Below are 22,596 nucleotides of genomic sequence, written 5' to 3' on the forward strand. Positions count from 1 at the left end.
CCGATCGAGTCGTCCGAACCTTACCCGAAATGCCGGTTATGCGGCTTTCCTTCGCGGCACCTGAGCAATCGCGGGTCCCCGCGTCGAGCAGGGCCCGGCGGTAGGCTGACAGGCTCGGACCAGCCGAGTCGAGGGGGACCTTTGGCGGACAGCGAACCGGCGATGCGGCTGCGCGGGCTCCGGAAGATGTTCGGCCGGAACATCGCGGTGGACCAGGTGGACCTGGAGGTGCCGAAGGGCTCGTTCTTCGGGCTCGTGGGGCCGAACGGGGCCGGGAAGACGACGTCGCTGTCCATGGCCGTCGGGCTGCTGCGGCCCGACGCGGGCACGGCGCACCTGTTCGGCGTCGACGTGTGGGCCGAGCCCGAGCGGGCGAAAGCGCTGGTCGGCGTGCTGCCGGACGGGCTTTCGGTGCCCGAGCGGCTCACCGGGCGCGAACTGCTCAGCTACCTCGGCGAACTGCACGGAATCGACGAAGCCACCGTGTGCGAGCGGGTGCAGGAACTGCTCGGGGTGCTCGAACTGCTCGACGCGGAACGGACGCTCGTCATCGACTACTCCGCGGGCATGCGCAAGAAGATCGGGCTCGCGATGGCGCTGCTGCACGCGCCGCGGCTGCTCGTGCTGGACGAGCCGTTCGAAGCGGTGGACCCGGTCTCCGCCAGCACGATCCGCACCATCCTGCGGCGGTTCGTCGCCTCCGGCGGCGCGGTCGTGCTGTCCAGCCACGTGATGACGCTCGTCGAACAGCTCTGCACCGACGTCGCCGTGATCACGCGCGGCCGGGTCGTGGCGTCGGGACCGGTGGCGCAGGTCCGCGGCGAAGGCACCCTGGAGGAGGCGTTCGTCCACCTCGTCGGCGGGCGGACCGGTGGCGCGGAAGGACTGTCGTGGTTGGCGTCCTCGTCCGAATGAAGCTGCGCGTCCTGCGCAATTCCCTGCGCGGACACCAGCTCGTCGGGCTCGTGCTCGGCGGGCTGCTCGGGCTGGCACTCGCGATCACGAACCTGGTGACCGCCGCGGTCCCGTTCGAAAACCCGCGCACCACCGTCGACCTGCTCGCCGTGCTCTACGGCGTGTGGCTCCTCGGCTGGATCATCGCCCCAATCGCCACCGGCGGCGGCGACGAAACCCTGCGGCCGCAGCACTTCGCGCTGCTCCCGATCAGCAGGCGCAAGCTCGCGGCCGGGCTGCTGGCCGCCAGTTTCGTCGGGGTGCCCGCTCTGGTCAGCCTCATCGCCTTCGCCGGGCTGCTCGTCTACGGCGCGCGGCTCGGTGCCGCGCCCGCACTCGTCGGGCTCGTGTTCACCGTGCTGCAGCTCGTGCTCGTCGTCATCCTGTGCCGGGTCGTGACCGCCGCGCTCGGCTCGCTGCTCACTTCGCGCAAGGGCAAGGAACTCGGCATCCTGCTGGTCGCCCTCACCGGGCTGTCCGGCGTCGCGTTCAACTACGCCGTCAACAGCGTCGGGCCCGCGCTCGTCGCGGGGCGCGCGAGCGAACTCACCGCGGTGGCGCGGATCCTGCCGTCCGGCTGGGGCACCGATGCCGTCCGCATGGCCGCCGACGGCCGGTGGGGCATCGTCGCGCTGCTGCTGGCGAGCATCCTCGCGCTCATCGCGTTCCTCATCGCCTGCTGGGGCGCCTTGATGGCATCGACGGTCACCCGCGGCCAGTTCCGCGGCAGCGCGGGCAAACGCGCCACCGGCACCGCCAAGAAGGGAGGCCGCGCACTGCTCCCGAGGAACCCGGTCGCCGCGGTCGCCCGCAAGGAACTGCGCACCTGGGGCCGGGACGCGCGGCGGCGGATCTCGATCTTCTCCGGCATCGTGCTGGCCGTGGTGATCGCGGTCGTGCCGTTCGTTTCCGCCAGCAGCGAGGCCTTCACCGCGCCGTACCTGGCGGTCTACGTCGTGTTCGCCGGCGCCCTGCAGACCGGGAACCTGTACGGGTTCGACGGCAGCGCGCTGTGGCACACCCTGGTCGTGCCCGGTGCGATCAGGGCCGACGTGCGCGGGCGCCAGCTCGCCGGGGCGCTCATCGTGGGGCCGATCGCGCTCCTGTTCGCCGCCGTGATGCCCGCCGTCACCGGCACGCCCGGCGCCTACCCGTGGGTGTTCTCGCTCGTGCCGGTGCTCGTCGGCGCCGGCGCCGGGATCGTGCTGCTGCAGTCGGTGTTCGCCGCCTACCCGTTGCCGGACCCCCGCCGGAACTCCAGCCCGTTCGCCCAGGGCGGACGGCCGGGCTGCGCGAGGGGGCTCCTCGCGCTCGCGCTGCTGGGGCTGCTCGCACTCGGCGCGCTGCCGGTACTCGCCATCGAAGTGATCGCCGAGATCGCTGATTTTCCCGCGCTGGCCTGGGCCGGGATCCCGGCGGGGCTGGTGCTCGGCCCGGTGCTCGCGTGGTGGTGGGGCGGGATCGCGCAGCGCAGGCTCACCGAGCGCGGCCCCGAGACGCTGGCGCTGGTCAGCAAGGAACGCTGAGGCGTTCTGTCGGTCCCTTCGAGTAAATTCGACGACATGGCAACTCTCGTGACGTTCCACGCCCATCCCGACGACGAATGCATCGGGACCGGTGGCGTGATGCGCAAGGCACACGAAGAAGGGCATCGGGTCGTGCTCGTGGTGGCCACGCGCGGCGAGCTCGGTGAGATCCCGCCGGGCCTGCTGGCCGACGGCGAGACGCTGACCGAGCGCAGGGTGAAGGAAACGCAGGCTTCGGCGGACATCCTCGGCGTGGACAGGGTGGAGTTCCTGCCCTACACCGACTCCGGCATGGCCGGTGACTCCACCAACGACGACGAAGGCACCTTCTGGACCGCGGACGTGGAGAAGGCGGCGCGCCAGCTCGCGGACATCCTCGTCGAGGAGAACGCGGACGTCCTCACCTGCTACGACGACAACGGCGGCTACGGCCACCCCGACCACATCCAGGTGCACCGCGTCGGCATGCGCGCGGGTGAGCTGGCCGGCACGCCCCGGGTGTACCAGAACACGCAGAACCGGGACGAGTTCCGCAAGCGCGCCGAGGCGTTCGCCGACCGCGAAGGCGTCGACCTGCCGTCGCCGGACTTCGAGATCGGGAAGCCGGAGGAGGAGCTGACCGGCGCCGTCGACGTGCGCGACCACCTGACCCACAAGCGCAAGGCGATGCGGGCGCACGCGAGCCAGATCTCCGAGGAGTCGTTCTTCCTGAGCCTGCCGGACGAGGTCTTCGCCGAGGCGTTCGGCGTCGAGTGGTTCATCCGCGCCGGGCAGGGTCCTGGCATCACCGAGACCGACATCATGGCCGGGCTCTAGCGAACCGGAACGAGGGGCAGCGTGCGCAGGACCATCGACTGGAACGACGGCGCGGTACTGATCATCGACCAGTGCGCCCTCCCGGTGGAATACCGGACGCTGCGGCTGCGCACCGTCGGCGAGCTGATCGCGGCGATCCAGCGGCTCGCCGTGCGGGGCGCGCCCGCGCTCGGCGCGGCGGGCGCGCTCGGCGTGGCGCTCGCCGCGCGGGCGCACGGCGAGGACCTCGATTCCGTGCGGCGGGACGCCACCGCGCTCGCCGGGGCGAGGCCGACCGCGGTCAACCTGAGCTGGGGTGTCGAGCGCGCGCTCGGCAAGCTGGCCGGCGGGCCGGACGCCGTGCTCGCCGAGGCGCGCACGATCCTCGACGAGGACGAGCGGGTCAACCGCGCCGCCTCCCGGCTCGCCGCCGACGAGGTCCTGCGCCGGTGCGAACGACGGCCGCTGCGCCTGCTCACCCACTGCAACGCGGGCAGGCTGGCGACCGTGTCGTGGGGCACCGCGCTCGGCGTGGTGTGGCACCTGCACGAGGCAGGGCTGGTCGAGCAGGTGTTCGCCGACGAGACGCGCCCGCTGCTGCAGGGCGCCCGCCTGACCGCGTGGGAGCTGGCCGAAGCGGGTGTCCCCTACCGGGTGCTGCCCGATTCCGCGGCGGCGACCGCGATCGCCAGGGGCATGGTCGACTGCGTCGTCGTCGGTGCCGACCGGATCGCGGCCAACTCCGACACCGCCAACAAGATCGGCACCTACCCCCTCGCGCTCGCCGCCGCGCACCACGGAATCCCGTTCTTCGTGGTCGCGCCGGAGTCCACAGTGGACGAGTCCATTCCGGACGGTGCCGCGATCGTCGTCGAGGAGCGCGACAGCGCGGAGGTGACGTCGTTCGCGGGTACCCGGGTCGCACCGGAGAGCGCCCGCGCCTTCAACCCGGCCTTCGACGTCACCCCCGCCGCCCTGATCACCGCCGTGGTGACCGAAAAGGGGGTGCGCTAGCAGGCGACGTCATGTGCGGGCCGCTTGCCGGTGGCGAGGAACTCCGTGGCGATGTCGTTGAGGCACCGGTTGTTCAGGTACAGGTACGCGAGGTGGCCGCCCTGGTCGGCGGTCACCATCCGCGCCCGGTCGCCGAAGGCCTCGCGCAGCTTCCTGGCACCGCCGAGCGAAGTGGCCGGATCGCGGAGGTTCTGCAGGATCAGCACGTTCGACGGGCCCCGGCCGGTGATCTCGACCGGCGGTTCGATCGACTTGGACGGCCAGAACGCGCAGGGCGTGATGTCGGCCGCGGCCGCGCCGAACAGCGGATGGCGGGCGCGGTCGATCGCGACGTGGCGCTGGTAGGTGCCGACCGAACGCGGCCAGTCGGAGTCGTTGCAGATCACGTGCAGCTGGCTGGCCACGTAGTTGTCCGACGGGATGCCGGCTGGTGGCGCCTGCCCGCCGGGGGCATCGGATCCGGGCGCGGGCGCCGGTTTACCGGTGTCGAGCGCGTGCCAGGTCTCGGCCAGCAGCGGCAGCTTCTTGTCGAAGTAGAGGTTGGCGAACGTGACGAAGCGGAACGCTTTGCCGGTGTACCCGTCCGGGCTCGGCTTGGCGTCCAGCCGCGCGGCGAGGTCGAAGTACTTGGCCCGCACTTGTTCCGGCGTCGTGCCGAGGCCGTACTCGGGATGGGCGACGGCGAACTTCGCGAAGTCCGGGAACCGGTCCTCCACGCCTTGCCCGAAGCTCCGCGAGAACTCGGCGTCCCAGCCTCCGGGGCCGGTCGCACTGTCGAGCATGACGCGATCGGTGCGGTGCGGGAACATCGTCGCGTACACGGAGCCGAGGTAGGTGCCGTAGGAGATGCCGAAGTAGGACGCCTTCGGCTCACCCAACGCGGCGCGAACGCGGTCCATGTCGCGCGCGGTGTTCGCGGTGCTCAGGTACGGCAACAACCGCGAAGTCCCCGACGCCCCGCACTTCTCGGCGACGTGGGCGACCCTGGTGGCCTCGTCCGCGACGTCGGCGGCGTTCCGCGCGAACATCGGGATGTTGGTCGGCTGCTCCGCCGGGGTCAGGTCGCAGGTCACCGGCGTGCTGTGGCCGACGCCCCGCGGGTCCATCCCGATCACGTCGTACCGGTCCAGCACCTCCCGCGGCACCTTGAGGTTGTCCCGCAGGGTGGCGGGGAATCCCAGGCCCACCCCGCCCGGCCCGCCGGTGTTGGTCAGCAGCACGCCGTGGCGCTTTCCGCGGTCGGGGCTCGCCATGCGCGAGATCGCGATTTCGATGGTCCGCCCGCCGGGATCGCGGTAGTCCAGCGGAACGTCGAGCGTCGAACACTCCAGGCCGGGTTTGGCGACATCCGCCGGGCAGGCGCCCCACCGCAGCGCGCCGGGCGTCGCCGCCGACGCGGGGGCTGCCGTCACCACCATCATGGCGGCGGCAGCGAGAACGGATTTCCGCATGTGCTCCTCCTATGCCCGTGAACAGGGTTCTGCCCATGAGCACAGCAGCAGTGGTGCACGGCGACCAGTGACGCGATGTCACCTCTCGACCCGTGACATCCGTCCTTGGCGCCCGCGAAAAAATCGCTACGGCCTCGGCACGTTGCGCAGATTGGACTTGGCGAGCTGGAGCATCTTGCCGACGCCGCCGCTGAGCACGGTCCTGCTCACCGCCAGCGCGAAGCCCTTGACCTGCGCGGCGGTGATGTTCGGCGGGATGGACAGCGCGTTCGGGTCGGTCACCACGTCCAGCAGGGCGGGGCCGTCGTGCGCGAGCAGGTCCTTGATCCCGTCCCGGATATCGGCCGGGTCCTCCACTCGCCGCGCGTGGATCCCGGCGCCCTGGGCGATCGCGGCGAAGTTCACGTGCTCGTGGTCGGTGCCGTACTCGGGCAGGCCGTCCACCAGCATCTCGAGCTTCACCATGCCGAGCGAGGAGTTGTTGAACACCACGACCTTCACCGGCAGCGCGTGCGTCCGCAGCGTCAGCAGCTCACCGAGCAGCATGGACAGCCCGCCGTCGCCCGCCATCGCGATCACCTGGCGCGACCGGTCCGCCGCCTGCGCGCCGATCGCGTGCGGCAGCGCGTTCGCCATGCTGCCGTGCACGAACGACCCGAGCAGCCTGCGCCGCCCGTTCGGCGTGACGTACCGCGCGGACCAGACGTTGCACATCCCGGTGTCCACTGTGAACACCGCGTCGTCGCTCGCTTCGTCGTCGAGGACGTCGGCGACGTACTCCGGGTGGATCGGCACGTGCTTCTCGACGTTCTTCGTGTAGGCGTCGACCACCTTCTGCAGCCCGCGTTCGTGCCGGTGCAGCATTCCGTTCAGGAACGTGCGGTCCTCGCGCCTGGTCAGCCGCGGCAGCACGGCGCCGATGGTCGCGCCGACGTCCCCGAGCACGCCGAACTCGAGCACACTGCGGCGGCCGATCCGCGCCGCGTCGATGTCCACCTGCACGGTGTTGGCCTGGGGCAGGAAGTTGTCGTACGGGAAGTCGGTGCCGAGCAGCAGCACCAGGTCGGCGGCGTGCATCGCGTCGTAGCACGCGCCGTAGCCGAGCAGGCCGCTCATCCCGACGTCGAACGGGTTGTCGTACTGGATGAACTCCTTGCCGCGCAAGGAATGCCCGACCGGCGCACCGAGGGTGTCGGCGAGCTGGACGACCTCGTCGTGCGCGTCGCGGCAACCGGCGCCCGCCATGATCATGATCTTCTCGGCGCGCTCGATCCGCTCGGCGAGGCGGGCCACGTCGGCGTCGGCGGGCAGGATCGCGGGCGGGGTGCCGACCACCCCGCTCGTCCCGGTCGGGTGCACCGCCTGCTCGTGCGCGACGTCGCCGGGCAGCACGAGCACGGCGGCCCCGCGCCTGCCGACGGCGTTCTGCACGGCGATGCGCGCGAGCCTCGGCATCTGCTCCGGCCTGCTGACCAGCTCGCAGTAGTGGGAGCACTCCCCGAACAGGTGCTGGGGATGGGTTTCCTGGAAGAACCCGGTGCCGATCTGGGCAGCCGGGATGTGCGACGCGATCGCCAGCACCGGGGCGCCCGAACGGTGCGCGTCGAACACGCCCTGCAGCAGGTGCAGGTTGCCGGGACCGCAGCTTCCCGCGCACACCGCGAGCTGGCCGGTGAGCTGGGCCTCGGCGGCCGCGGCGAACGCGCCCGCCTCCTCGTTGCGCACGTGCACCCAGTCGATGCCGCCGTTGGCCGAGCCGCCGCTGCGCCGGATCGCGTCGACCACCGGGTTGAGGCTGTCGCCGACGACACCGTAGATGCGCCGGACCCCCGCCTGGACGAGGACGTCGATGAGCTGGTCCGCAACCGTTGTCATTGTCCCGATCCTAGCCGGGAAACCGATCTTCGCAGCACGTCCGGCCGTCTCGCCCATCACACCATCGCGTGGGCGAGACGGCGGGCACGCCTCAGTCCCGGGGGCCGACCACCTTCTCGCCGTCGGTCACCGTGATCGCCATCGCCGGGCACGAGTCGGCGACGTCGAGCACCTCTTCGTCCTCGTCCACCTCCGGCTGCAACGCGACGGCGTGCTCGTCACCGAGCTCGAACTTGTCCGGCGCGAGCGCCGCGCACATCCCCGAGGAAATGCACGTGGACCCGTCAACCTCAACCCGCCAGCTCACGTTTTTCACCATCCAACCGGCATCGTGCGCGGTCCGCGCACGAGCATCTGCGTCTTCCAGACGATGTCGCCCGAAAGATACAGGCCGGGCAGCCGTGCGGACAGCGCGCGCAGCGCCTCCTGCAGCTCGACCCTCGCCAGCGGCGCGCCGAGGCAGTGGTGCACGCCGTGCCCGAACCCGAGGTGCTGCATGCCGTCGCGGTCGAACTTCACCTCTTCCGGCGCGTCGAACCGCAGCCGGTCGCGGTTCGCCGCACCCACCGCGACGAGCACCGGCTCACCCGCTTTGACCAGCACGCCACCGACTTCGACGTCCTCGGTGGCGTAACGCGGGAAATTGGCGCCGGCGCCGAGCGGGACGAACCGCATCAGCTCCTCCACCGCCGCCGGGATCACGCCGGGATCGGTGCGCAGCTCGGCGAACCGCTCGGGGTTCTCCAGCAGCACGTAGACGAAGTTCGGGATCTGGGTCGCCGTCGTCTCGTGCCCCGCGACCAGGATGCCGACGCACATGTCGACCAGTTCCAGCTCGGTGAGCTTGTCGTGGTCGTCGCGCGCCTCGATGAGCGCGGTCATCAGGTCGTCGGCGGGGTGCTCGCGGTGCTCCGCGATGAGCCCGCGCATGTACCCGCGCAGCTCCTCGCGGTTCTGCTCGAACTCGTCGGCGGTGAGGCTGCTGGTGGACAGCGCGCTGTCGCTCCACGCGCGGAACTGGGGGCGGTCGGCCATCGGTACCCCGAGCAGCTCGCAGATGACCACCACCGGCAGGGAAAGCGCGAAGTTCTCCACCAGATCGACCGGGGAGCCCATCGCGATCAGGTCATCGACGAGCCCCTCGGCGATTTCGCGCACGCGGGGGCGCATCTCCTCGACGCGCCGCACGGTGAACGCCTTCGTGACCAGCGTGCGCAGCCGGGTGTGATCCGGCGGGTCCATCGACAGAATGCCCTGTTGCGAGGCCGTCGGCTGCGAACGCGGCTGGTCGTGCTCGCCCGCGGCCGCCCTGCTGAACCGGCGGTCGCCGAGGACGAGCCTGGCGTCGGCCCATCGCGTCGCGAGCCAGGAGGGCTCCCCGAACTGGAGTTTGACGCGGATGAGGCCGTCGGCCTCGCGTGCGGCGGTGTAGGCCTCGTTCAGCTCCAGCCCCTCGGCTTCGTTGAACGGATAGGCGACGGGTTCGGACGTGGTGGTCACTGGAAGCTCCTCGTCAACGATGTAAGCAGCTGCTTACAACCGTAGGCTGGGTCACTGCCCGCGTCAACGCCGTTACGCGAAGCATCCGGGTTACGGTGTCCGCCTTGACCGGCAAAGCGCGTTTCGAGGTGGATTCGGTGACCGAAGAGCAGCGGGCCCGGCGTCGCGACTCGGCAGCCACCCGCGAAGCACTGCTCGACGCGGCGACGACGATGTTCGCCGACCGCGGCTTCGACCGGACGACCGTGCGGGACATCGCCAAGGAGGCCGGCGTCAACCAGGCACTGCTTTTCCGCTACTTCGGCTCGAAGGAATCCCTTTTCGAAGAAGCGATCGCGCGCGGCGGCCACGAGCAGATCGCCACCACCAAACCCGAAGTGCTCCTGGAAACCGTGCTGCGCAACCTGCTCACCTCCGAAACCGGCGGCGAACGCAACCACACGCTCCGGGTCTTCCTCCGCTCGACGGGGAGCAACGAGGCAGGATCCGCCACCCGCCAACGCCTCGGCGAGGAATACACGCGCGCACTGGCCTCGCTCACCGGCGCCGAAGACGCCGACCTGCGCGCGGACCTGGTCCTGGCCTGGCTGGTCGGCATCAGCTTCCTGCGGGACATCACGGAAAAGGACCCGTTGGCAGGGGCGGAAGCGGATCGGATCGTGAAGCTCGTCCTCGATGCTTCCCGGACTCTTCTCGAACGCATCGACGAGACTTGATTTCTGTTCTTTCGGGGACACTCGGCGCCGGTCGTCGTGTTGGGTGGCAGTTTACTGATTGCTTTGGACCGGAGGATGACGGCTTGCGCAGCCTGGCCGCCGACTGCGTTGTTTCTTGTCCCGCAACGATTTCCCAGTGGTCCACTTTGGACTTCGTTTTGAGGTTCGCCCGGATGGTAACTTCCAGGTCGGCGTGAGGTTGCCGAGTTGAAGCGTCACCCTGGTGCGAATTCGGGTAATTCGTCGATGCCGCCGTCGTCGGGCCGGTTCAACAAGCCGAACCCGAAGTCGTTGCGCGACAAGACCGATCGTAAGCGGGGCAAGCAGCCGGGAGCGCCAGGGCGAGCCTGTCGCTGGCGGACGACACGGTCCAAGCTCGAAATCTCCGGCGGCTGGCGCACCCGACACGCGCTCACACCTGGCTCCGCGTCCGCGTCTACAACTCGACTTTCGTCAAGAACAACGTCCACATCCTCACCGTCATAACCGGAAACCCTTGGCTACCAACAAAACTCACACAACCTGAATAGTTACCCCGGATGGTAACTATTCAGGTCGGGTAAGGGGTTGTAGGTGGTTGGTGTGACGTGTCGGTAGGTGGTGGATCTGCTGACCTATCAGCACATTCCGGTCGCCCGGACCGCGCAGTTGCTGGCGGATCGGATGGGCCTGCTGGTCTCGACCGGCTGGGTCGCCGGGGTCCTGTCGCCGATCGCGGCCGAACTGGACGACTTCGACGACCAGGTCACCCAGGCGATACGGACAGCCATCTGCGCGAGCTGGTCGCCGCGAGCGAAACCCACCTCGAACACGGCTGGCCACGGTTCGCGATCGCTGCCCCCACACCTGGCTCCGCGTCCGCGTCTACAACTCGACTTTCGTCAAGAACAACGTCCACATCTTCACCGTCATAACCGGAAACCCTTGGCTACCAACAAAACTCACAACAACCCGAATATTACCCCAGATGAGACATCGAACGTTTGGGCGAATTCGGGGTAGAATGGTGGGGTGTCCGAGACTTCTTCCCTTGTACCGCAGCGGGAGCTGTGGCAACTCACCGCGCGTGAGAAAGCCGCCCTGCTGCGGGACGAGTTGATGTCCTTGTGGCAGCAGGAATCGCGGGTCTACCGGATCATCGCCGACCTCGACAACGGCGGCTCGCGCGAACTGGGGTATGCGTCCACGACGGCGTTGGTGGCGGAGATCGCGCGGACCTCGTCGGCGGCGGTGCGGAAGATGGTCGCGCGGGCGATCGCCCTCAACCCCAGCCACGGCGTCGGTGGCGCGGAGATTCCCGCCGCCGCACCACTGACCGGGCAGGCGGCGGCTGAGGGTGCGATCTCGCCACAGCACGCGGACGCGATCGTGGCGGCCCTGCGGTCCATCCCGGCCACGGTGTCGGTGGAAGAGCGGGAGAGGACCGAGAGGACTCTGGTCGACCTCGCCCGCAACGCCGGTATGTCCGAGCTTGCCCAAGGATGCCAACGGCTACGGGACACGCTTGATCCCGATGGCGCCGAACCCCGCGAGACTCCTGAACCGGCACGGTCGATGCGGTGGCACACCCGCAAAGACGGCTCCATCAAATTCGACGGCTACCTCGACCCGATCTCCGGGGCGAAGACCCTTGCCTTGCTGGAGCCACTCGCGAAGCCCCGCAAGGACGATCCGAGCGATAACCCTTTGGTGTGCGGGCAGGCCGAGCGCAACGGGGACGCGTTCATGGAAATGGTCACCCTCGCCGCCAGCCACCCCGAGTCCCCCAACCGCAGCGGCACCCGCGCGGACCTCATCGTCACCATCACCCTGAACGACCTCAAAGCGAAGCTCGGCAAGGCGTGTCTGGACATGGTCACCGACATCACCGCCAGCGAAGCCCGCATCCTCGCCTGCGACTGTAAAATCATCCCCGCCATCCTCGACGGTGCGGGACAGCCCCTGGAAATGGGACGGGCCAAGCGCCTGGTGACCGAAGCGATCCGATACATGCTCGCCATCCGCGACTGCGGATGCGCCTTCCCGGGGTGTTCCCGCAAGCCGAGACATTGCGAAGCGCACCATGTGTTGCCGTGGCACGCGGGCGGCAAGACCGACCTGGGTAATCTCGTGCTGTTGTGCGGTTACCACCACCGCCTGCTGCACAACAGCGACTGGACACTCCGCATGGTCAACGGCCACCCCGAATTCACCCCACCAGCATTCCTCGACCCCTGGCGAAAACCCAGAACCAACACCATCCACACCGCCCAACCCCGCGCCGCCTAACCGGGAGTCCCGCCATACCGGCCGGGGTTCCGGCAAAGTCGTGTCGTTGCGGGCGAGCACGGCTCTGTCGTGGTGATCACGTGGTTGTCGAAGCCCACGATCCGCGAGAGAGCCCATGCTCCGCAGCGGGTGCTCGTGATGCCGGGTGCACCGTGGTGCCGCCGGTCGGGGAGGTATCGGGTGCCGGATGAGGCCACGGTGCATCGCGTGCTGGCCGGGGTGGATGGCAAGCCCCTGCGCGGCAGCTACGCCCGTACCGGCGGGGCCGGGGTGTGCACCTGCTCACCCATGACGGCGGGACCGTGCTGGCCCAGAGGCAGGTCACGGTGGGCACCAGAGAGATCTCGTGGATGCGGCCACTGCTCGATGACCTCGACCTTGACGGGGTGGTGACCGCGGACGCGCTGCACACCACCCGAGGACTCGGCACCTATCTCGCCGGGCGAGGAGCCGGTTATGTGGTCACCGTCGAGGAAAACCAGCACCGCCCGCCTGTCCGCGTCGCCCTGGCCCCAGGCCACCCATCACACCAGCACCGGCATCGGGCACGGTCGTCTCGAACAACGCACCATAGAAAGCCTGCCCGCCCCGGACGATCTCGATCTCCCGGACGCGGCAACAGTTTTCCAGATCACCCGCTACCGCACCGACCGCACCAGCGGCACCCGCGAAACCCCGCTAGCGCGCCTGATCCCCGCCGTGGCCGATCCTGCATGTCCACAATGGATCAGGCCACTGCCGGGGCCACGCGCCGTGCCTTCTCGGGCAGGTATGCCCGGAGGGTCGCTGCGACGACCCGGTCGAGGATCCGGTCGGGGAGGAAGCGCGTGAGGCGGGTCAGCAGGGCCGCGTCGCGGCCGATGGCGTAGCGGGTGCGCGGTCGGCGCGCGGTGGCGGCCTTGGCGACGATCGAGCCAGCCTTGCTCGCGGGCAGGCCGGTCCTGGTGAACGCCAGCGAGTGGGCGACGATGGCTTTCACCAGCCCGCCGTACCGCTGCTGGTGTTCGGGGGCCATTTTCTCGGCCAGTTCGGTCGCGGTGGCGGCGCCCCGGCCGGCCATCTCGGTCCGCACGGCACCAGGTTCGACCACGGCGACCTGAACGCCGTGCGGGGTGAGTTCGCGGCGAAGCGAGTCGCTGACCGCTTCGAGGGCGAACTTCGCGCCCGCGTAGGCGCCGTAGGTGGGCAGCGCGACCTTTCCGCCGACCGAGCTGATGTTCACGATCCTGCCGCCGCTCCGGTGCAGGAAGGGCAGCAGCGCTTGCGTGACCGCGACGTGCCCGAACAGGTTGACGTCGAACAGCCGCCGCCACTCGGCCAGCGGGAGGGCTTCGACCGGTGCGTTGACCGAGATGCCCGCGTTGTTGACGAGGGCGCGGAGCGGGCGGCGGCGCGGGTCGGCGGCGATGCGGTCGACGAGAGCCTGGACGTGCTCGGGGCGCGTGATGTCGAGGATCACCGGCTCGATGCCATCGGCCCGGATCGCGTCCGCGTCGCGCTCCCGGCGGACACCGGCCAGTACGTGGTAGCCGCGAGCGGCCAGCTCGCGGGCGGTCGCGGTACCCATGCCCGTCGAGGCGCCGGTGACGACCATGATCCCAGTTTGATGTGACGTTGTCATATCAACCACTGTGCCGCGCTCATGTGACACTGTCAACTACGATCGGCGCCATGGTGACGCGAGCTGAAGCTGCCGCAGCGACCCGGAGCGCTCTCGTGCGTGCCGCCTCCGATCTGCTCGACGAGGGAGGCCCCGACGCGGTGACGCTCCGCGCGGTGGGGGCCCGCGCCGGGGTCTCGCGCGGCGCACCCTACGGGCACTTCGAGCACAAGGCGCACTTGCTGACCGAACTCGCCATCAACGCCTGGAACTCGCTGGCGGACACGGTGGAACAGCTACGGGACGCCACCCCGGGCGCGCGGCTGGAGAGCGCCCTGCTGGCGCTCATCGGGGTCGGCAGGCGGCAGCCGCACCTGTACGCGCTGATGTTCGACACCCCGGTGGACGACCCGGAGGCCGCCGCGGCCGCGAGCCGCGTGGAGAACCAGTTCCTCGTCATCGTCGCCGATCTGGTCGGCGAATCCGACGCCCGCCGCTACGGCGCCCTGCTGATGTCGAGCGCGCACGGGATCGCGGGACTGGAGCTCAGCGGCCACCTGGCGAAGGAGAAGTGGCAGGTCGACGGGGACCAGCTCGTGCACATGCTGGTCGACGCGATCAAGTCCGGCACCGCCCCGGCGGAGCGCACCTAGCGCTTCACGGCGCGGACGAGACAGCCCCGCTTCGTCAACCACAACGGGAGGTCCACTCGTTCGGCCCGATCGAAAGGCACGTAGTGGTGGCGGCAGTACGCTCGAAGCTCTTCCCGGGTTTCGATCGAGGAGAACGGCTGGTTCCAGCGTTCCACCGTGACCTCGCCGAACGCGGCGCCCACGATCTCGGCCGCGTCCTCGGCGTCGAACGTCGTGGCGGGGTAGCCCTCCGGCATGAGTTCGGGATCGTTGCCGCGCGAGGAAGTGCAGGCGTAGTAGGCGCCGCCGGGGCGGAGCACGCGGGCCGCCTCGGCGATGGCGGGCATCGGGTCGGCGACGTGGTAGAGGCACCACAGATGGGTCACCTCGGCGAAAACGGCGTCGCGGAACGGGAGCGCCCGCATGTCCGCCAGCGCCACCGGCCGGTGCGGGTTCGTCGCGAGCTGGGTCGGTGACGAGTCGACGCCGACCCAGGAGACGTCGTCGGCGAGCAAGGAGGCGAGCCTGCCTTCGCCGCACCCGATGTCCAGTACGGGACCCCGCAGGTCCGGAGCGATGAGATCGTGCACGTCCCGCCGCGACCGCCAGCCCTGCCACCGGCACGGTTCGGAGTCGTAGTCCGGCGGAAGTGCGCTCATGACCGCCCGAATTCGGCGCGGATGGCCGCGGAGTGCTGCCCCAGCGCCGGGACGGGATCCATCCTCGGTTCGCGGCCGGGTGGTACCCCGGGAGGCATCAGCGCGCTCACCTCACCGGCGGGGGTGCCGACGCGCCGCCAGCGGTCGCGTGCGGCGAACTGGGGGTGTTCGGCGAACTCCGCCATGGTTCGCATGCGCGCGTTCGCGATGCCCGCGGCGTCCAAACGCGACTCCACCTCGGCGGCGGGAACATTCGCCAGTACGCCTTCGATGATGGCTGTCAGCTCGGCGTCGTTGGCGACGCGTGCGGTGTTTCCGGCGAACCGCTCAGCCAGCTCCGGGCGGCCCAGGACCTTTTCGCACAACGCGACCCACTCGCGTTCGTTCTGGACGCCGATGAACACCACGCCGTCGTCCACTGTGTACGGTCCGTACGGTGCGATCGCGGCGTGCTTGGCGCCGTTGCGCGGCGGTGGAGTTCCGCCGTAATTGGCGAAGTAGTAGGGAAAACCGGCCCACTCGGCCAGCGAGTCCAACATGGACACTTCGAGCGAAGCACCGGCTCCGGTGCGCTCGCGTTCGTAGAGCGCGGCCAGGATTCCACTGTAGGCGTACATCCCGGCGGCGATGTCGGCCACCGGGATACCCGCCTTAGCCGGCGCGTCGGGGGTCCCGGTCAGCGACACGACACCGGCTTCGCACTGCACGAGCAGGTCGTACGCCTTCTTCTCCCGGTACGGCCCGCTCGACCCGTACCCGCTGATCGTGCACACGATCAGCCCCGGATTCCCGGCGCGGACGGTCTCCGCGTCGAGGCCGAGCCTCGCGGACGCGCCGGGAGCGAGGTTCTGCACGAACACGTCCGCTTTCGCGACGAGACCCGCGGCGACCGCGCGGTCGGCCTCGTCCTTGAGATCGAGCGCGATGCTCTCCTTGTTGCGGTTGAGCCAGACGAAGTGGCTCGACTGCCCGTGCACGGTTTCGTCGTAGGCACGGGCGAAATCACCGGTACCCGGCCGCTCGATCTTGATCACGCGCGCGCCGAGGTCGCCGAGCTGCCTGGTCGCGAACGGCGCGGCGACGGCCTGTTCGAGCGCCACCACCACGACGCCGTCGAGCGGAAGTGCGTTCATCCGAGATTCCCCTCCTGTTCGAGACGGTAGGCGCGGCGCAGCACCTCGGCCAGGTGAACGGCGGTGCGATCGGACTCCCCCGCGATCTGCGTCCGGCAGCTGAACCCGTCCGAAACGACCACCGTGTCCGGGTCCGCGGCGCGGATCGCGGGCAGCATCCGATCCTCCGCGCAGGCGATCGACACGTCGTAGTGCCCGCGTTCGAAGCCGAAGTTCCCCGCCAGCCCGCAACATCCGGAGTCCAAAGTGGAGTTCCGGACGCCGGCCATGGCCAGCGCTTCTTCGTCCGCCTCGAACCCGAGCACGGCGTGCTGGTGGCAGTGCACCTGCGTGATCGCGTCGACGTCGAGCGCGCCGAGCGGAATCGGCGAACCGGCGATCATCTCGGCGAAGGTCTTCGTCCGCGAGGCGAGCAGCGCCGCGGCCGGGTCGTCTGGCACCAGCGCGGGAAGGTCGCCGCGGAAGAGCGCGGTGCAGCTCGGCTCCAGCCCCACCACGTCGTAACCGGCTTCGAGGTACGGCTTCAGCACGGCGAGGGTCCTGGTGAGCACCTTGCGCGCGGTGCCGAGCTGCCCGGTGGACACCCAGGTCAGCCCGCAGCAGACGCCCTTGTGCGGCAGCACCACGTGGTACCCGGCCGCGGTCAGCACCTCCGCCGCGGCGTCGAGCACGTCGGGGGTGAAGTAGTTGTTGAACGAGTCCGGCCACAGCACGACCGGCTTCCCGGTTCCCGGCCGCGCACCGCGCAGTTCCTTGCGCGCCCGCGTGAACGGGCGCGGCGCGAACGACGGGAGGTCGCGCTCGGGCGCGATCCCGCCGAGTCGCTTGAGCAGCGCCGACGCCCTGCTCGCGGTCACCCGGTTGGCCGCGCCGGGCGCGAGCGCGGCCAACCGCAGCCACAGCGGCAGCCAGCCCATCGAGTAGTGCGACGCCGGGCGGAGCCTGCCGCGGTAGTGCTGGTGGTAGAACTCCGCCTTGTAAGTCGCCATGTCGACATCGACCGGGCAGTCCGAGAGACAGCCCTTGCACGAAAGGCACAGGTCGAGCGCCTCACGCACTTCCTCCGAGCGCCAGCCGTCGGTGATCACCTCGCCGTTGATCATCTCGGCGAGCAGGTGTGCTCGCCCCCGCGTGGAGTGCTTCTCCTCGCGCGTGGCCCGGTAGCTCGGGCACATCACCCCACTTCCACCGGTGTTACGGCACTTTCCGACGCCGACGCACCGGCGCATCGCCTCGCCGAAGCTGCCGTGGTCCTCGGGGTAGCCGAGGAAGGTCACCGACTCCATCGACGCGGGCGCGCGGCGCGGGCGCAGGTCCGCGTCGACCGGACGCGGATCGACGAGGATGCCGGGGTTCATCCTGCCGTCCGGGTCGAAGATCCCCTTGAAGCGCGCGAACAGGTCGAGCACCTCGCGCGAGTACATCCGGGACAGCAGCTCGGACCGCGCCTGGCCGTCGCCGTGCTCACCGGAAAGCGATCCGCCGTGCGAGGCGACGAGATCGGCGGCCTGTTCGAGGAACGCGCGGAAACCCGCTTTTCCCCGCGCCGACAGCAGGTCGAAGTCGAGGCGCATGTGCAGGCAGCCCTCGCCGTAGTGGCCGTACACGACGCTGCGCCTGCCGTGTTCGCGCATGAGGTCCTTGAAATCGCGCAGGTAGGCGCCGAGCCGTTCGGGCGGCACCGCCGCGTCCTCCCAGCCCGGCCACGCCTCGGCACCGCCGGTGAGCCGGGTCGCGAGCCCGGCACCCTCCTCGCGGATGCGCCAGAGCTTGCGCTGGGCGGCCGGGTCGGTGAGCACGAGATGGCCGGTGACCTGGTCCGACAGCTCCTTCGCCAGCTCGTTCGCGCGCTGTTCGGCTTCGGCGGGCGTCGAACCGGCCAGCTCCACGAAGAGCCACGCGCCGCCGGGCGGGAGGTCGGCCGCGCCACCCCGGGAAAGCAGCGCGACCAGCTCGGCGTCGACGCCTTCGACGGTCAGCGGGGACCACGGAAGGATCGCGGGCACCGCGTCGGCGGCCGCGATATCGGCCGAGAATCCCAGTACCGCCAGCACTTTGTGCTTCGGCAGCTCGGCGAGGTCGAGCGTCGCGCCGAGCACCGTGACGCAGGTGCCCTCACTGCCGACGAGCGCCTTCGCGACGTCGAACCCGTTCTCCGGCAACAGGTGTTCGAGACCGTACCCGGACACCCGGCGTGGCCAGGTCGACAGTTCGGTGCGCAGCAACGCGAGGTTGTCCCGCACGAGCGACCGCAGCTCGGTGAACACGCGGCCCTCGGTGCCCTCGAGCGCGGCGCGCCGGTCCACTTCGGACGGAGTAGTGGCGCCGAGGCTGAGCGCGGTCCCGTCGTATAGCAGGACGTCCATGCCCGCCACGGTGTCCGCGGTGCGGCCCCACGCGACCGAATGCGACCCGCACGCGTTGTTGCCGATCATGCCGCCGATCGTGCAGCGGCTGTGCGTCGACGGGTCGGGCCCGAACCGCAGGCCGTGCGGGGCGGCGAGCGCCTGCAGGTCGTCGAGGACGGTGCCCGGCGCGACACGGGCCCGGCGCGCACCCGGATCGAGCTGGTGCACCCCGCCGAGGTGGCGCGAGAAGTCGAGGATCAGGCCCGGCCCGCACGAGTTGCCCGCGACGCTGGTGCCACCGCCGCGCGCGGTCAGCGGAACGCCGAGTTCTCGGCAGGCCGCGACGGTCGCGTGCACGTCGTCGAGGGTTCCCGGCCGCACCACACCCGCCGGGACGTGCCGGTAGTTGGAGGCGTCGGTGGTGTAGAGCGCCAGGCTTCCCGCGTCGAAGAAGACCTCGCCCGTCACGCGGCCGGTGAGCAGCCGCCGGAGTTGTTCACGCACGAGCCCCATTGTTCCCGTTCCGCCCAGTGGAACAATCGTGTTGCGCGCGCCCGGCGCGCCGAGCAGAGTCACGGCCATGGACGACGCCTCCGTGCGGGACGCGGCGGACGCGCTCGCGCGCGCCTACGCCACCGGCACCCCGATCCGGCCGATCGTCGAATCCCATCCCGGCGCGACCCTCGGCGACGCCTACCGGATCCAGCTCGCCCAGGTCCGCGAGTGGGCACGGGCGGGCGAGGTGGTCAAGGGCCACAAGGTAGGGCTGGCCTCGGCGGCGATGCAGCGGCAGATGGGCGTCGACCAGCCGGACTACGGCCACCTCACCGGCGGCATGTTCCACCTCGAACACCAGCCGATCCCGCACCGCGGCTTCCTGCAGCCGAGGATCGAGCCGGAGATCGCGTTCGTACTGAACCGCGAGCTGACCGGGCCGGGGGTGACCGCCGCGGACGCGGTGCGCGCGGTGGACTTCGTCCTGCCCGCGCTGGAGATCGTGGACTCGCGGATCGCCGACTGGCGGATCTCCATTGTGGACACCGTGGCGGACAACGCGTCGTCCGGCGGGGTGGTGCTCGGCAGCAGGCCCACCCTTTTGTCCACAGTGGACCTGAGGCTGGCCGGGTGCACGCTGCACTCGAACGGCGCGCTCGCCGCGACCGGGGCAGGCGGCGCGGTGCTCGGCTCACCGCTCAACGCCCTGGTGTGGCTGGCGAACACCGTCGGCCCGCTCGGCGTCAGCCTCGAACCGGGGCACGTGATCCTGCCCGGTTCGATGACCGGCGCGATCGGGGTCTCGCCGGGCGACACCGTGGTCGCCGCGGTCGCCGGGCTCGGCACCGTCACCGCCGTCTTCGACCGGCAGGAGGACGACCGATGACCGGGTGGACCGTCACCAGCGCCGCCGAAGCGCTGCTGGCAGCCGAGCGCACCGCGACGGCGCGGCCGTCGCTCACCGGCGAGTGGGCCGGGCTCGACCTGCGTACCGCCTACGCCGTGCAGGACGAGGCGCTGCGGATCCGGGTGGCCCGCGGTGAACGGGTCGTCGGCGTGAAGCTCGGGCTGACCTCGAAGGCCGAGCGGGAGCGGATGGGCGCCGACCGGCCGATCGTCGCGTGGCTCACCGACGCGATGGTGCTGCCGGCCGGGGCCCCGCTGCCGGGCGCCGGGCTGATTCACCCGCGCGTGGAGCCCGAGATCGCGTTCACGCTCAGCCGCGCCCTGGCCGGGCCCGGTGTCACCGCGGCGGCCGCGCTGGCCGCTGTCGACACCGTGCACGCCGGGCTGGAAATGATCGACAGCCGGTTCGACGGCTACCAGTTCACCATTGCGGACGCGGTCGCCGACAACGGGTCGTCGAGCCTGTTCACGCTCGGTTCCGTCGCCGCCGCCCCGCGTGGTCTGGACCTCGCGCTCGAAGCCTGCCTGCTGGAGGTCGACGGGTCCGTTGTGGACAGTGCGACCGGCGCCGCGGTGCAGGGACACCCCGCCGAGGCGCTCGCACTGGCCGCGAACCTGCTCGGTGAACGGGGTTCACGACTGGAAGCGGGCTGGGTGGTGCTCACCGGCGGGATGACCGACGCGGTGCCGTCGGCCGCGGGCGGGCGCGTCGCGGCCCAGTTCACCTCGCTCGGCACCGTCACCCTCGACTGCGGGCGAACCTGACCGGCTGGTCCAGACCACGGCGGGCGAACGCGCGGTCACCGTCCGTCCACGCCCTGGTGGAGGGCGATTTCACCACTACCCGACGAAGGTCGGGGAATACCCCTAAATGTTCCCTAAATCTCAACGAGATTCGAGACATACCGGCGACGGTAGCTGAAACTGTCGTAGTCCCGAGTTTTACTGGGGGTACAGGGAGGAGGCACCAGATGCCTCAAGAGAGCGAACTGAACTATCGGGAACGCGCCACCCTCCGCGCGGTGGCGCTGGGCACTGCCGAGATCACCTGCAGCTCCGAGCCGGACCTGTTCATCGACGGGCTCGCCTGCTGCGACCAGACCACCGCACACCAGCTCGCCAACCGCGGATTCATCGTTCCGGTCCGCGAAGGGCGCCCGGGTGCGCGGGTACCGGCCATCATCAGCGAAGAGGGCGCGGCCGCGCTGGCCGCCTACCTCGCCGCCACGATCGCCGCTTAGAGCTTTACGCGAGCAGGGATGGCCGGGACCACACCGGCCACCCCGTAGTAAGACTCGCCCCGGGGGTACAAAAGCGCCCCGGTGTGGTGTCCGGCGCGGCGACGCGTGCTTGTCTGGGGGCAAGTGACGCGTCGACCGGACACCACACCGGGGCGCTCCCCTGTCTCCAGCCCGTTCCGCGCACCCTGAAGGTGACCTCGGGGCATCCAGCGCCAATTTCTCCGCCTTCGCGAGCACGCGGCCGGAGCCGCTCACGCCCTGAAGGTGACCTTGACGGCATCTGAGTCCCCGAAGGTCACAGTGACGATGCGCGCGTCGATTCCGGTGAGATGGGTGGCGGAAGCGGGGAGCCGCCCGGGGCTGGGTCCCTGAAGGGCGCCTTCGGGGAATCTGACGCCGTGATCTCGCCCCTCACGGCACGCGCCATGGTGCCGCTGATGCCCTGAAGGTGCCCTTCAGGGCGCCAGATTCCCTCAAGGGCACCTTCAGGACATGCGCAGCGAATCTTGCCTTGGCCTCTGTAAGAGCATCCTTCGGGGCATGACGAGCCAAGGCATGCATCCCCGTAAGAGGGTCACGGGTCCAGGCGGATCCAGTGCTCCCCGGCCTCTTCGGTGCGCGCGGCGCCGCCGGTCCGATCGGCCAGCCAGTGCGTGAACTCGTCCAGTTCGGTGCCGCGGACGCCCACCTCGAACCTGGCCTCGGCGCCGAAGGACGTCCCCTGCAGCGGGTACGGCGACTCGCGCAGGTCGTTCTCCACGCGGCCGGCCCTGCCGTAGTCCACGGTCACCGCGATCACCCGCAGCCGCCGGTACCGCGCGGTGCCCGCCTCGTCGAGTGCGTCGGCGACCGCCTGCCCGTAGGCCCGGATGAGGCCGCCCGCCCCGAGCAGCACGCCGCCGAAGTACCGCGTGACCACGGCGACGGTGTTCGTCAGCTCCCGGCGCCGGAGCACCTCGAGCATCGGCGCGCCCGCCGTGCCCGCCGGTTCACCGTCGTCGTTCGAGCGCTGGGTCCTGCCGTCGGCGCCGAGCACGAACGCGTGGCAGTGGTGCCGGGCGGCCGGCTCGGCCTTGCGGCGGGTGGCGATCACCTCGCGCGCCCGTTCCTCGGTGCCCGCCGGGGCGAGGGCGCACAGGAACCGCGAGCGGCGCACCTCGATCTCGTGCACGGTCGCGGTGGCTACGGTGCGGTACTCGTCATCCACACGGGCACTCTTTCATTGAGCCAGTTAGTCACAGTCTGATTACGGGACGTTAGGGTCAGCCAGGACCACAAAACGGACACGCGGTGCGGACCTGAGACCGCACTGGTCCTACTGGCTGGTATCCGTTCAGTGGAAAGAAGCAGGTCAGCCGGGTATCGTTCCAGGTGACGAGACGTCTGCGTCCGCGATGTGGACCGAAAGGTAACAAGTCAACGCAGACGTGGCATTTCCCACGCGCGTCGAGCGACGTATGTCGGTAACAGCGAATTCACACTA

Annotated in this window: 22 protein-coding genes; 12 read left to right on the plus strand and 10 right to left on the minus strand. The window is 70.1% G+C overall.

Annotated elements, in window-relative coordinates; genetic code table 11:
• The first annotated feature begins 141 nt into the window (after nt 1–141).
• The 4 genes from ABD256_RS13015 to mtnA are packed head-to-tail and all read left to right on the plus strand — an operon-like array spanning nt 142 to nt 4,289.
• Nucleotides 142–915, plus strand: a complete 774-nt coding sequence (locus ABD256_RS13015) for an ABC transporter ATP-binding protein (RefSeq protein ID WP_344417272.1) — start codon at nt 142–144, stop codon at nt 913–915.
• On the plus strand, nt 912–2,480 hold the full coding sequence (locus ABD256_RS13020; RefSeq protein WP_344417274.1) for a hypothetical protein: 1,569 nt from the start codon (nt 912–914) through the stop codon (nt 2,478–2,480). Before ABD256_RS13015 ends, ABD256_RS13020 begins: the two co-directional genes overlap by 4 nt.
• 36 nt (nt 2,481–2,516) lie before the next feature.
• On the plus strand, nt 2,517–3,296 hold the full coding sequence (locus ABD256_RS13025) for a PIG-L family deacetylase (protein WP_344417276.1): 780 nt from the start codon (nt 2,517–2,519) through the stop codon (nt 3,294–3,296).
• Nucleotides 3,297–3,317: 21 nt separating this feature from the next.
• Nucleotides 3,318–4,289: an S-methyl-5-thioribose-1-phosphate isomerase gene (mtnA, locus tag ABD256_RS13030; RefSeq protein WP_344417278.1), complete on the plus strand. Its 972-nt coding sequence runs from the start codon at nt 3,318–3,320 to the stop codon at nt 4,287–4,289.
• Here the strand turns inward: mtnA and ABD256_RS13035 are convergent.
• The 4 genes from ABD256_RS13035 to ABD256_RS13050 all read right to left on the minus strand — a co-directional run bounded on the left by ABD256_RS13035 (nt 4,286) and on the right by ABD256_RS13050 (nt 9,115).
• Entirely contained in the window at nt 4,286–5,740 is a 1,455-nt protein-coding gene (locus tag ABD256_RS13035) for an alpha/beta hydrolase (protein WP_344417280.1), read from the minus strand. The two genes, mtnA and ABD256_RS13035, sit on opposite strands and share 4 nt — an antisense overlap.
• A gap of 126 nt (nt 5,741–5,866) precedes the next feature.
• Nucleotides 5,867–7,615, minus strand: coding sequence for a pyruvate dehydrogenase (locus ABD256_RS13040; protein ID WP_344417282.1), 1,749 nt, complete (start codon nt 7,613–7,615; stop codon nt 5,867–5,869).
• A 91-nt stretch (nt 7,616–7,706) separates the two neighbouring features.
• Entirely contained in the window at nt 7,707–7,922 is a 216-nt protein-coding gene (locus ABD256_RS13045) for a ferredoxin (protein WP_344417284.1), read from the minus strand.
• 5 nt (nt 7,923–7,927) lie between these two features.
• Nucleotides 7,928–9,115, minus strand: a complete 1,188-nt coding sequence (locus ABD256_RS13050) for a cytochrome P450 (RefSeq protein WP_344417286.1) — start codon at nt 9,113–9,115, stop codon at nt 7,928–7,930.
• A gap of 137 nt (nt 9,116–9,252) precedes the next feature.
• Here ABD256_RS13050 and ABD256_RS13055 point away from each other — a divergent pair, with 137 nt between their 5' ends.
• The 4 genes from ABD256_RS13055 to ABD256_RS13070 all read left to right on the plus strand — a co-directional run bounded on the left by ABD256_RS13055 (nt 9,253) and on the right by ABD256_RS13070 (nt 12,099).
• Complete coding sequence (locus ABD256_RS13055; RefSeq protein WP_344417655.1) at nt 9,253–9,831, plus strand: TetR family transcriptional regulator; 579 nt, start codon at nt 9,253–9,255, stop codon at nt 9,829–9,831.
• 207 nt (nt 9,832–10,038) lie between these two features.
• Complete coding sequence (locus ABD256_RS44385; RefSeq protein ID WP_425546441.1) at nt 10,039–10,317, plus strand: DUF6444 domain-containing protein; 279 nt, start codon at nt 10,039–10,041, stop codon at nt 10,315–10,317.
• A gap of 111 nt (nt 10,318–10,428) precedes the next feature.
• Nucleotides 10,429–10,833 (plus strand): hypothetical protein, encoded by a 405-nt coding sequence (locus tag ABD256_RS13065; protein ID WP_344417288.1) that lies wholly within the window; start codon nt 10,429–10,431, stop codon nt 10,831–10,833.
• Between the two features lie 9 nt (nt 10,834–10,842).
• Nucleotides 10,843–12,099, plus strand: coding sequence for an HNH endonuclease signature motif containing protein (locus tag ABD256_RS13070; protein WP_344417290.1), 1,257 nt, complete (start codon nt 10,843–10,845; stop codon nt 12,097–12,099).
• A 245-nt stretch (nt 12,100–12,344) separates the two neighbouring features.
• Here ABD256_RS13070 and ABD256_RS13075 read toward each other — a convergent pair whose 3' ends face one another.
• Nucleotides 12,345–12,620 (minus strand): hypothetical protein, encoded by a 276-nt coding sequence (locus ABD256_RS13075; RefSeq protein ID WP_344417292.1) that lies wholly within the window; start codon nt 12,618–12,620, stop codon nt 12,345–12,347.
• Between the two features lie 206 nt (nt 12,621–12,826).
• Nucleotides 12,827–13,693 carry an SDR family oxidoreductase gene (locus tag ABD256_RS13080; RefSeq protein ID WP_344417294.1) on the minus strand — a complete coding sequence of 289 codons (867 nt, stop codon included), beginning with the start codon at nt 13,691–13,693 and terminating at the stop codon, nt 12,827–12,829.
• 77 nt (nt 13,694–13,770) lie between these two features.
• On the opposite strand from ABD256_RS13080, the gene ABD256_RS13085 reads away from it, so the two are divergent.
• Nucleotides 13,771–14,352: a TetR/AcrR family transcriptional regulator gene (locus ABD256_RS13085; RefSeq protein ID WP_344417296.1), complete on the plus strand. Its 582-nt coding sequence runs from the start codon at nt 13,771–13,773 to the stop codon at nt 14,350–14,352.
• Here the strand turns inward: ABD256_RS13085 and ABD256_RS13090 are convergent.
• The 3 genes from ABD256_RS13090 to ABD256_RS13100 are packed head-to-tail and all read right to left on the minus strand — an operon-like array spanning nt 14,349 to nt 19,053.
• On the minus strand, nt 14,349–14,990 hold the full coding sequence (locus ABD256_RS13090) for a class I SAM-dependent methyltransferase (protein WP_344417298.1): 642 nt from the start codon (nt 14,988–14,990) through the stop codon (nt 14,349–14,351). The two genes, ABD256_RS13085 and ABD256_RS13090, sit on opposite strands and share 4 nt — an antisense overlap.
• The gene (locus tag ABD256_RS13095; RefSeq protein ID WP_344417300.1) at nt 14,987–16,123 is read right to left on the minus strand and encodes a CaiB/BaiF CoA transferase family protein; all 1,137 of its coding nucleotides are present in this window, start codon (nt 16,121–16,123) and stop codon (nt 14,987–14,989) included. Before ABD256_RS13095 ends, ABD256_RS13090 begins: the two co-directional genes overlap by 4 nt.
• Nucleotides 16,120–19,053: an FAD-binding and (Fe-S)-binding domain-containing protein gene (locus ABD256_RS13100; protein ID WP_425546442.1), complete on the minus strand. Its 2,934-nt coding sequence runs from the start codon at nt 19,051–19,053 to the stop codon at nt 16,120–16,122. Before ABD256_RS13100 ends, ABD256_RS13095 begins: the two co-directional genes overlap by 4 nt.
• Between ABD256_RS13100 and ABD256_RS13105 the strand changes: the two genes are divergently transcribed.
• From ABD256_RS13105 to ABD256_RS13115, 3 genes are all read left to right on the plus strand, one after another.
• Nucleotides 19,052–19,852, plus strand: a complete 801-nt coding sequence (locus ABD256_RS13105; RefSeq protein WP_344417301.1) for a 2-keto-4-pentenoate hydratase — start codon at nt 19,052–19,054, stop codon at nt 19,850–19,852. The genes ABD256_RS13100 and ABD256_RS13105 overlap by 2 nt on opposite strands.
• Nucleotides 19,849–20,637, plus strand: a complete 789-nt coding sequence (locus ABD256_RS13110; protein ID WP_344417303.1) for a 2-keto-4-pentenoate hydratase — start codon at nt 19,849–19,851, stop codon at nt 20,635–20,637. The genes ABD256_RS13105 and ABD256_RS13110 overlap by 4 nt, the downstream gene beginning before the upstream one ends.
• A 206-nt stretch (nt 20,638–20,843) precedes the next feature.
• Complete coding sequence (locus tag ABD256_RS13115; protein ID WP_344417305.1) at nt 20,844–21,113, plus strand: hypothetical protein; 270 nt, start codon at nt 20,844–20,846, stop codon at nt 21,111–21,113.
• Between the two features lie 574 nt (nt 21,114–21,687).
• On the opposite strand, the gene ABD256_RS13120 is transcribed toward ABD256_RS13115, so the two are convergent.
• Nucleotides 21,688–22,320 (minus strand): YigZ family protein, encoded by a 633-nt coding sequence (locus tag ABD256_RS13120; RefSeq protein WP_344417307.1) that lies wholly within the window; start codon nt 22,318–22,320, stop codon nt 21,688–21,690.
• Between the last annotated feature and the right edge of the window lie 276 nt (nt 22,321–22,596).

Origin of the sequence: Amycolatopsis minnesotensis (assembly GCF_039529815.1) — a bacterium.
In the GTDB taxonomy this organism is placed as follows: Bacteria; Actinomycetota; Actinomycetes; order Mycobacteriales; family Pseudonocardiaceae; genus Amycolatopsis; species Amycolatopsis minnesotensis.

What these genes read in the sequence shown, in the direction of transcription:
- ABD256_RS13020 (WP_344417274.1), top strand. Translation starts at nt 912, where the DNA reads ATGAAGCTGCGCGTCCTGCGCAATTCCCTGCGCGGACACCAGCTCGTC.
- ABD256_RS13025 (WP_344417276.1), top strand. Translation starts at nt 2,517, where the DNA reads ATGGCAACTCTCGTGACGTTCCACGCCCATCCCGACGACGAATGCATC.
- ABD256_RS13035 (WP_344417280.1), bottom strand. Translation starts at nt 5,740, where the DNA reads ATGCGGAAATCCGTTCTCGCTGCCGCCGCCATGATGGTGGTGACGGCA.
- ABD256_RS13040 (WP_344417282.1), bottom strand. Translation starts at nt 7,615, where the DNA reads ATGACAACGGTTGCGGACCAGCTCATCGACGTCCTCGTCCAGGCGGGG.
- ABD256_RS13080 (WP_344417294.1), bottom strand. Translation starts at nt 13,693, where the DNA reads ATGGTCGTCACCGGCGCCTCGACGGGCATGGGTACCGCGACCGCCCGC.
- ABD256_RS13085 (WP_344417296.1), top strand. Translation starts at nt 13,771, where the DNA reads ATGGTGACGCGAGCTGAAGCTGCCGCAGCGACCCGGAGCGCTCTCGTG.
- ABD256_RS13090 (WP_344417298.1), bottom strand. Translation starts at nt 14,990, where the DNA reads ATGAGCGCACTTCCGCCGGACTACGACTCCGAACCGTGCCGGTGGCAG.
- ABD256_RS13095 (WP_344417300.1), bottom strand. Translation starts at nt 16,123, where the DNA reads ATGAACGCACTTCCGCTCGACGGCGTCGTGGTGGTGGCGCTCGAACAG.
- ABD256_RS13105 (WP_344417301.1), top strand. Translation starts at nt 19,052, where the DNA reads ATGGACGACGCCTCCGTGCGGGACGCGGCGGACGCGCTCGCGCGCGCC.
- ABD256_RS13100 (WP_425546442.1), bottom strand. Translation starts at nt 19,053, where the DNA reads ATGGCCGTGACTCTGCTCGGCGCGCCGGGCGCGCGCAACACGATTGTT.
- ABD256_RS13110 (WP_344417303.1), top strand. Translation starts at nt 19,849, where the DNA reads ATGACCGGGTGGACCGTCACCAGCGCCGCCGAAGCGCTGCTGGCAGCC.
- ABD256_RS13115 (WP_344417305.1), top strand. Translation starts at nt 20,844, where the DNA reads ATGCCTCAAGAGAGCGAACTGAACTATCGGGAACGCGCCACCCTCCGC.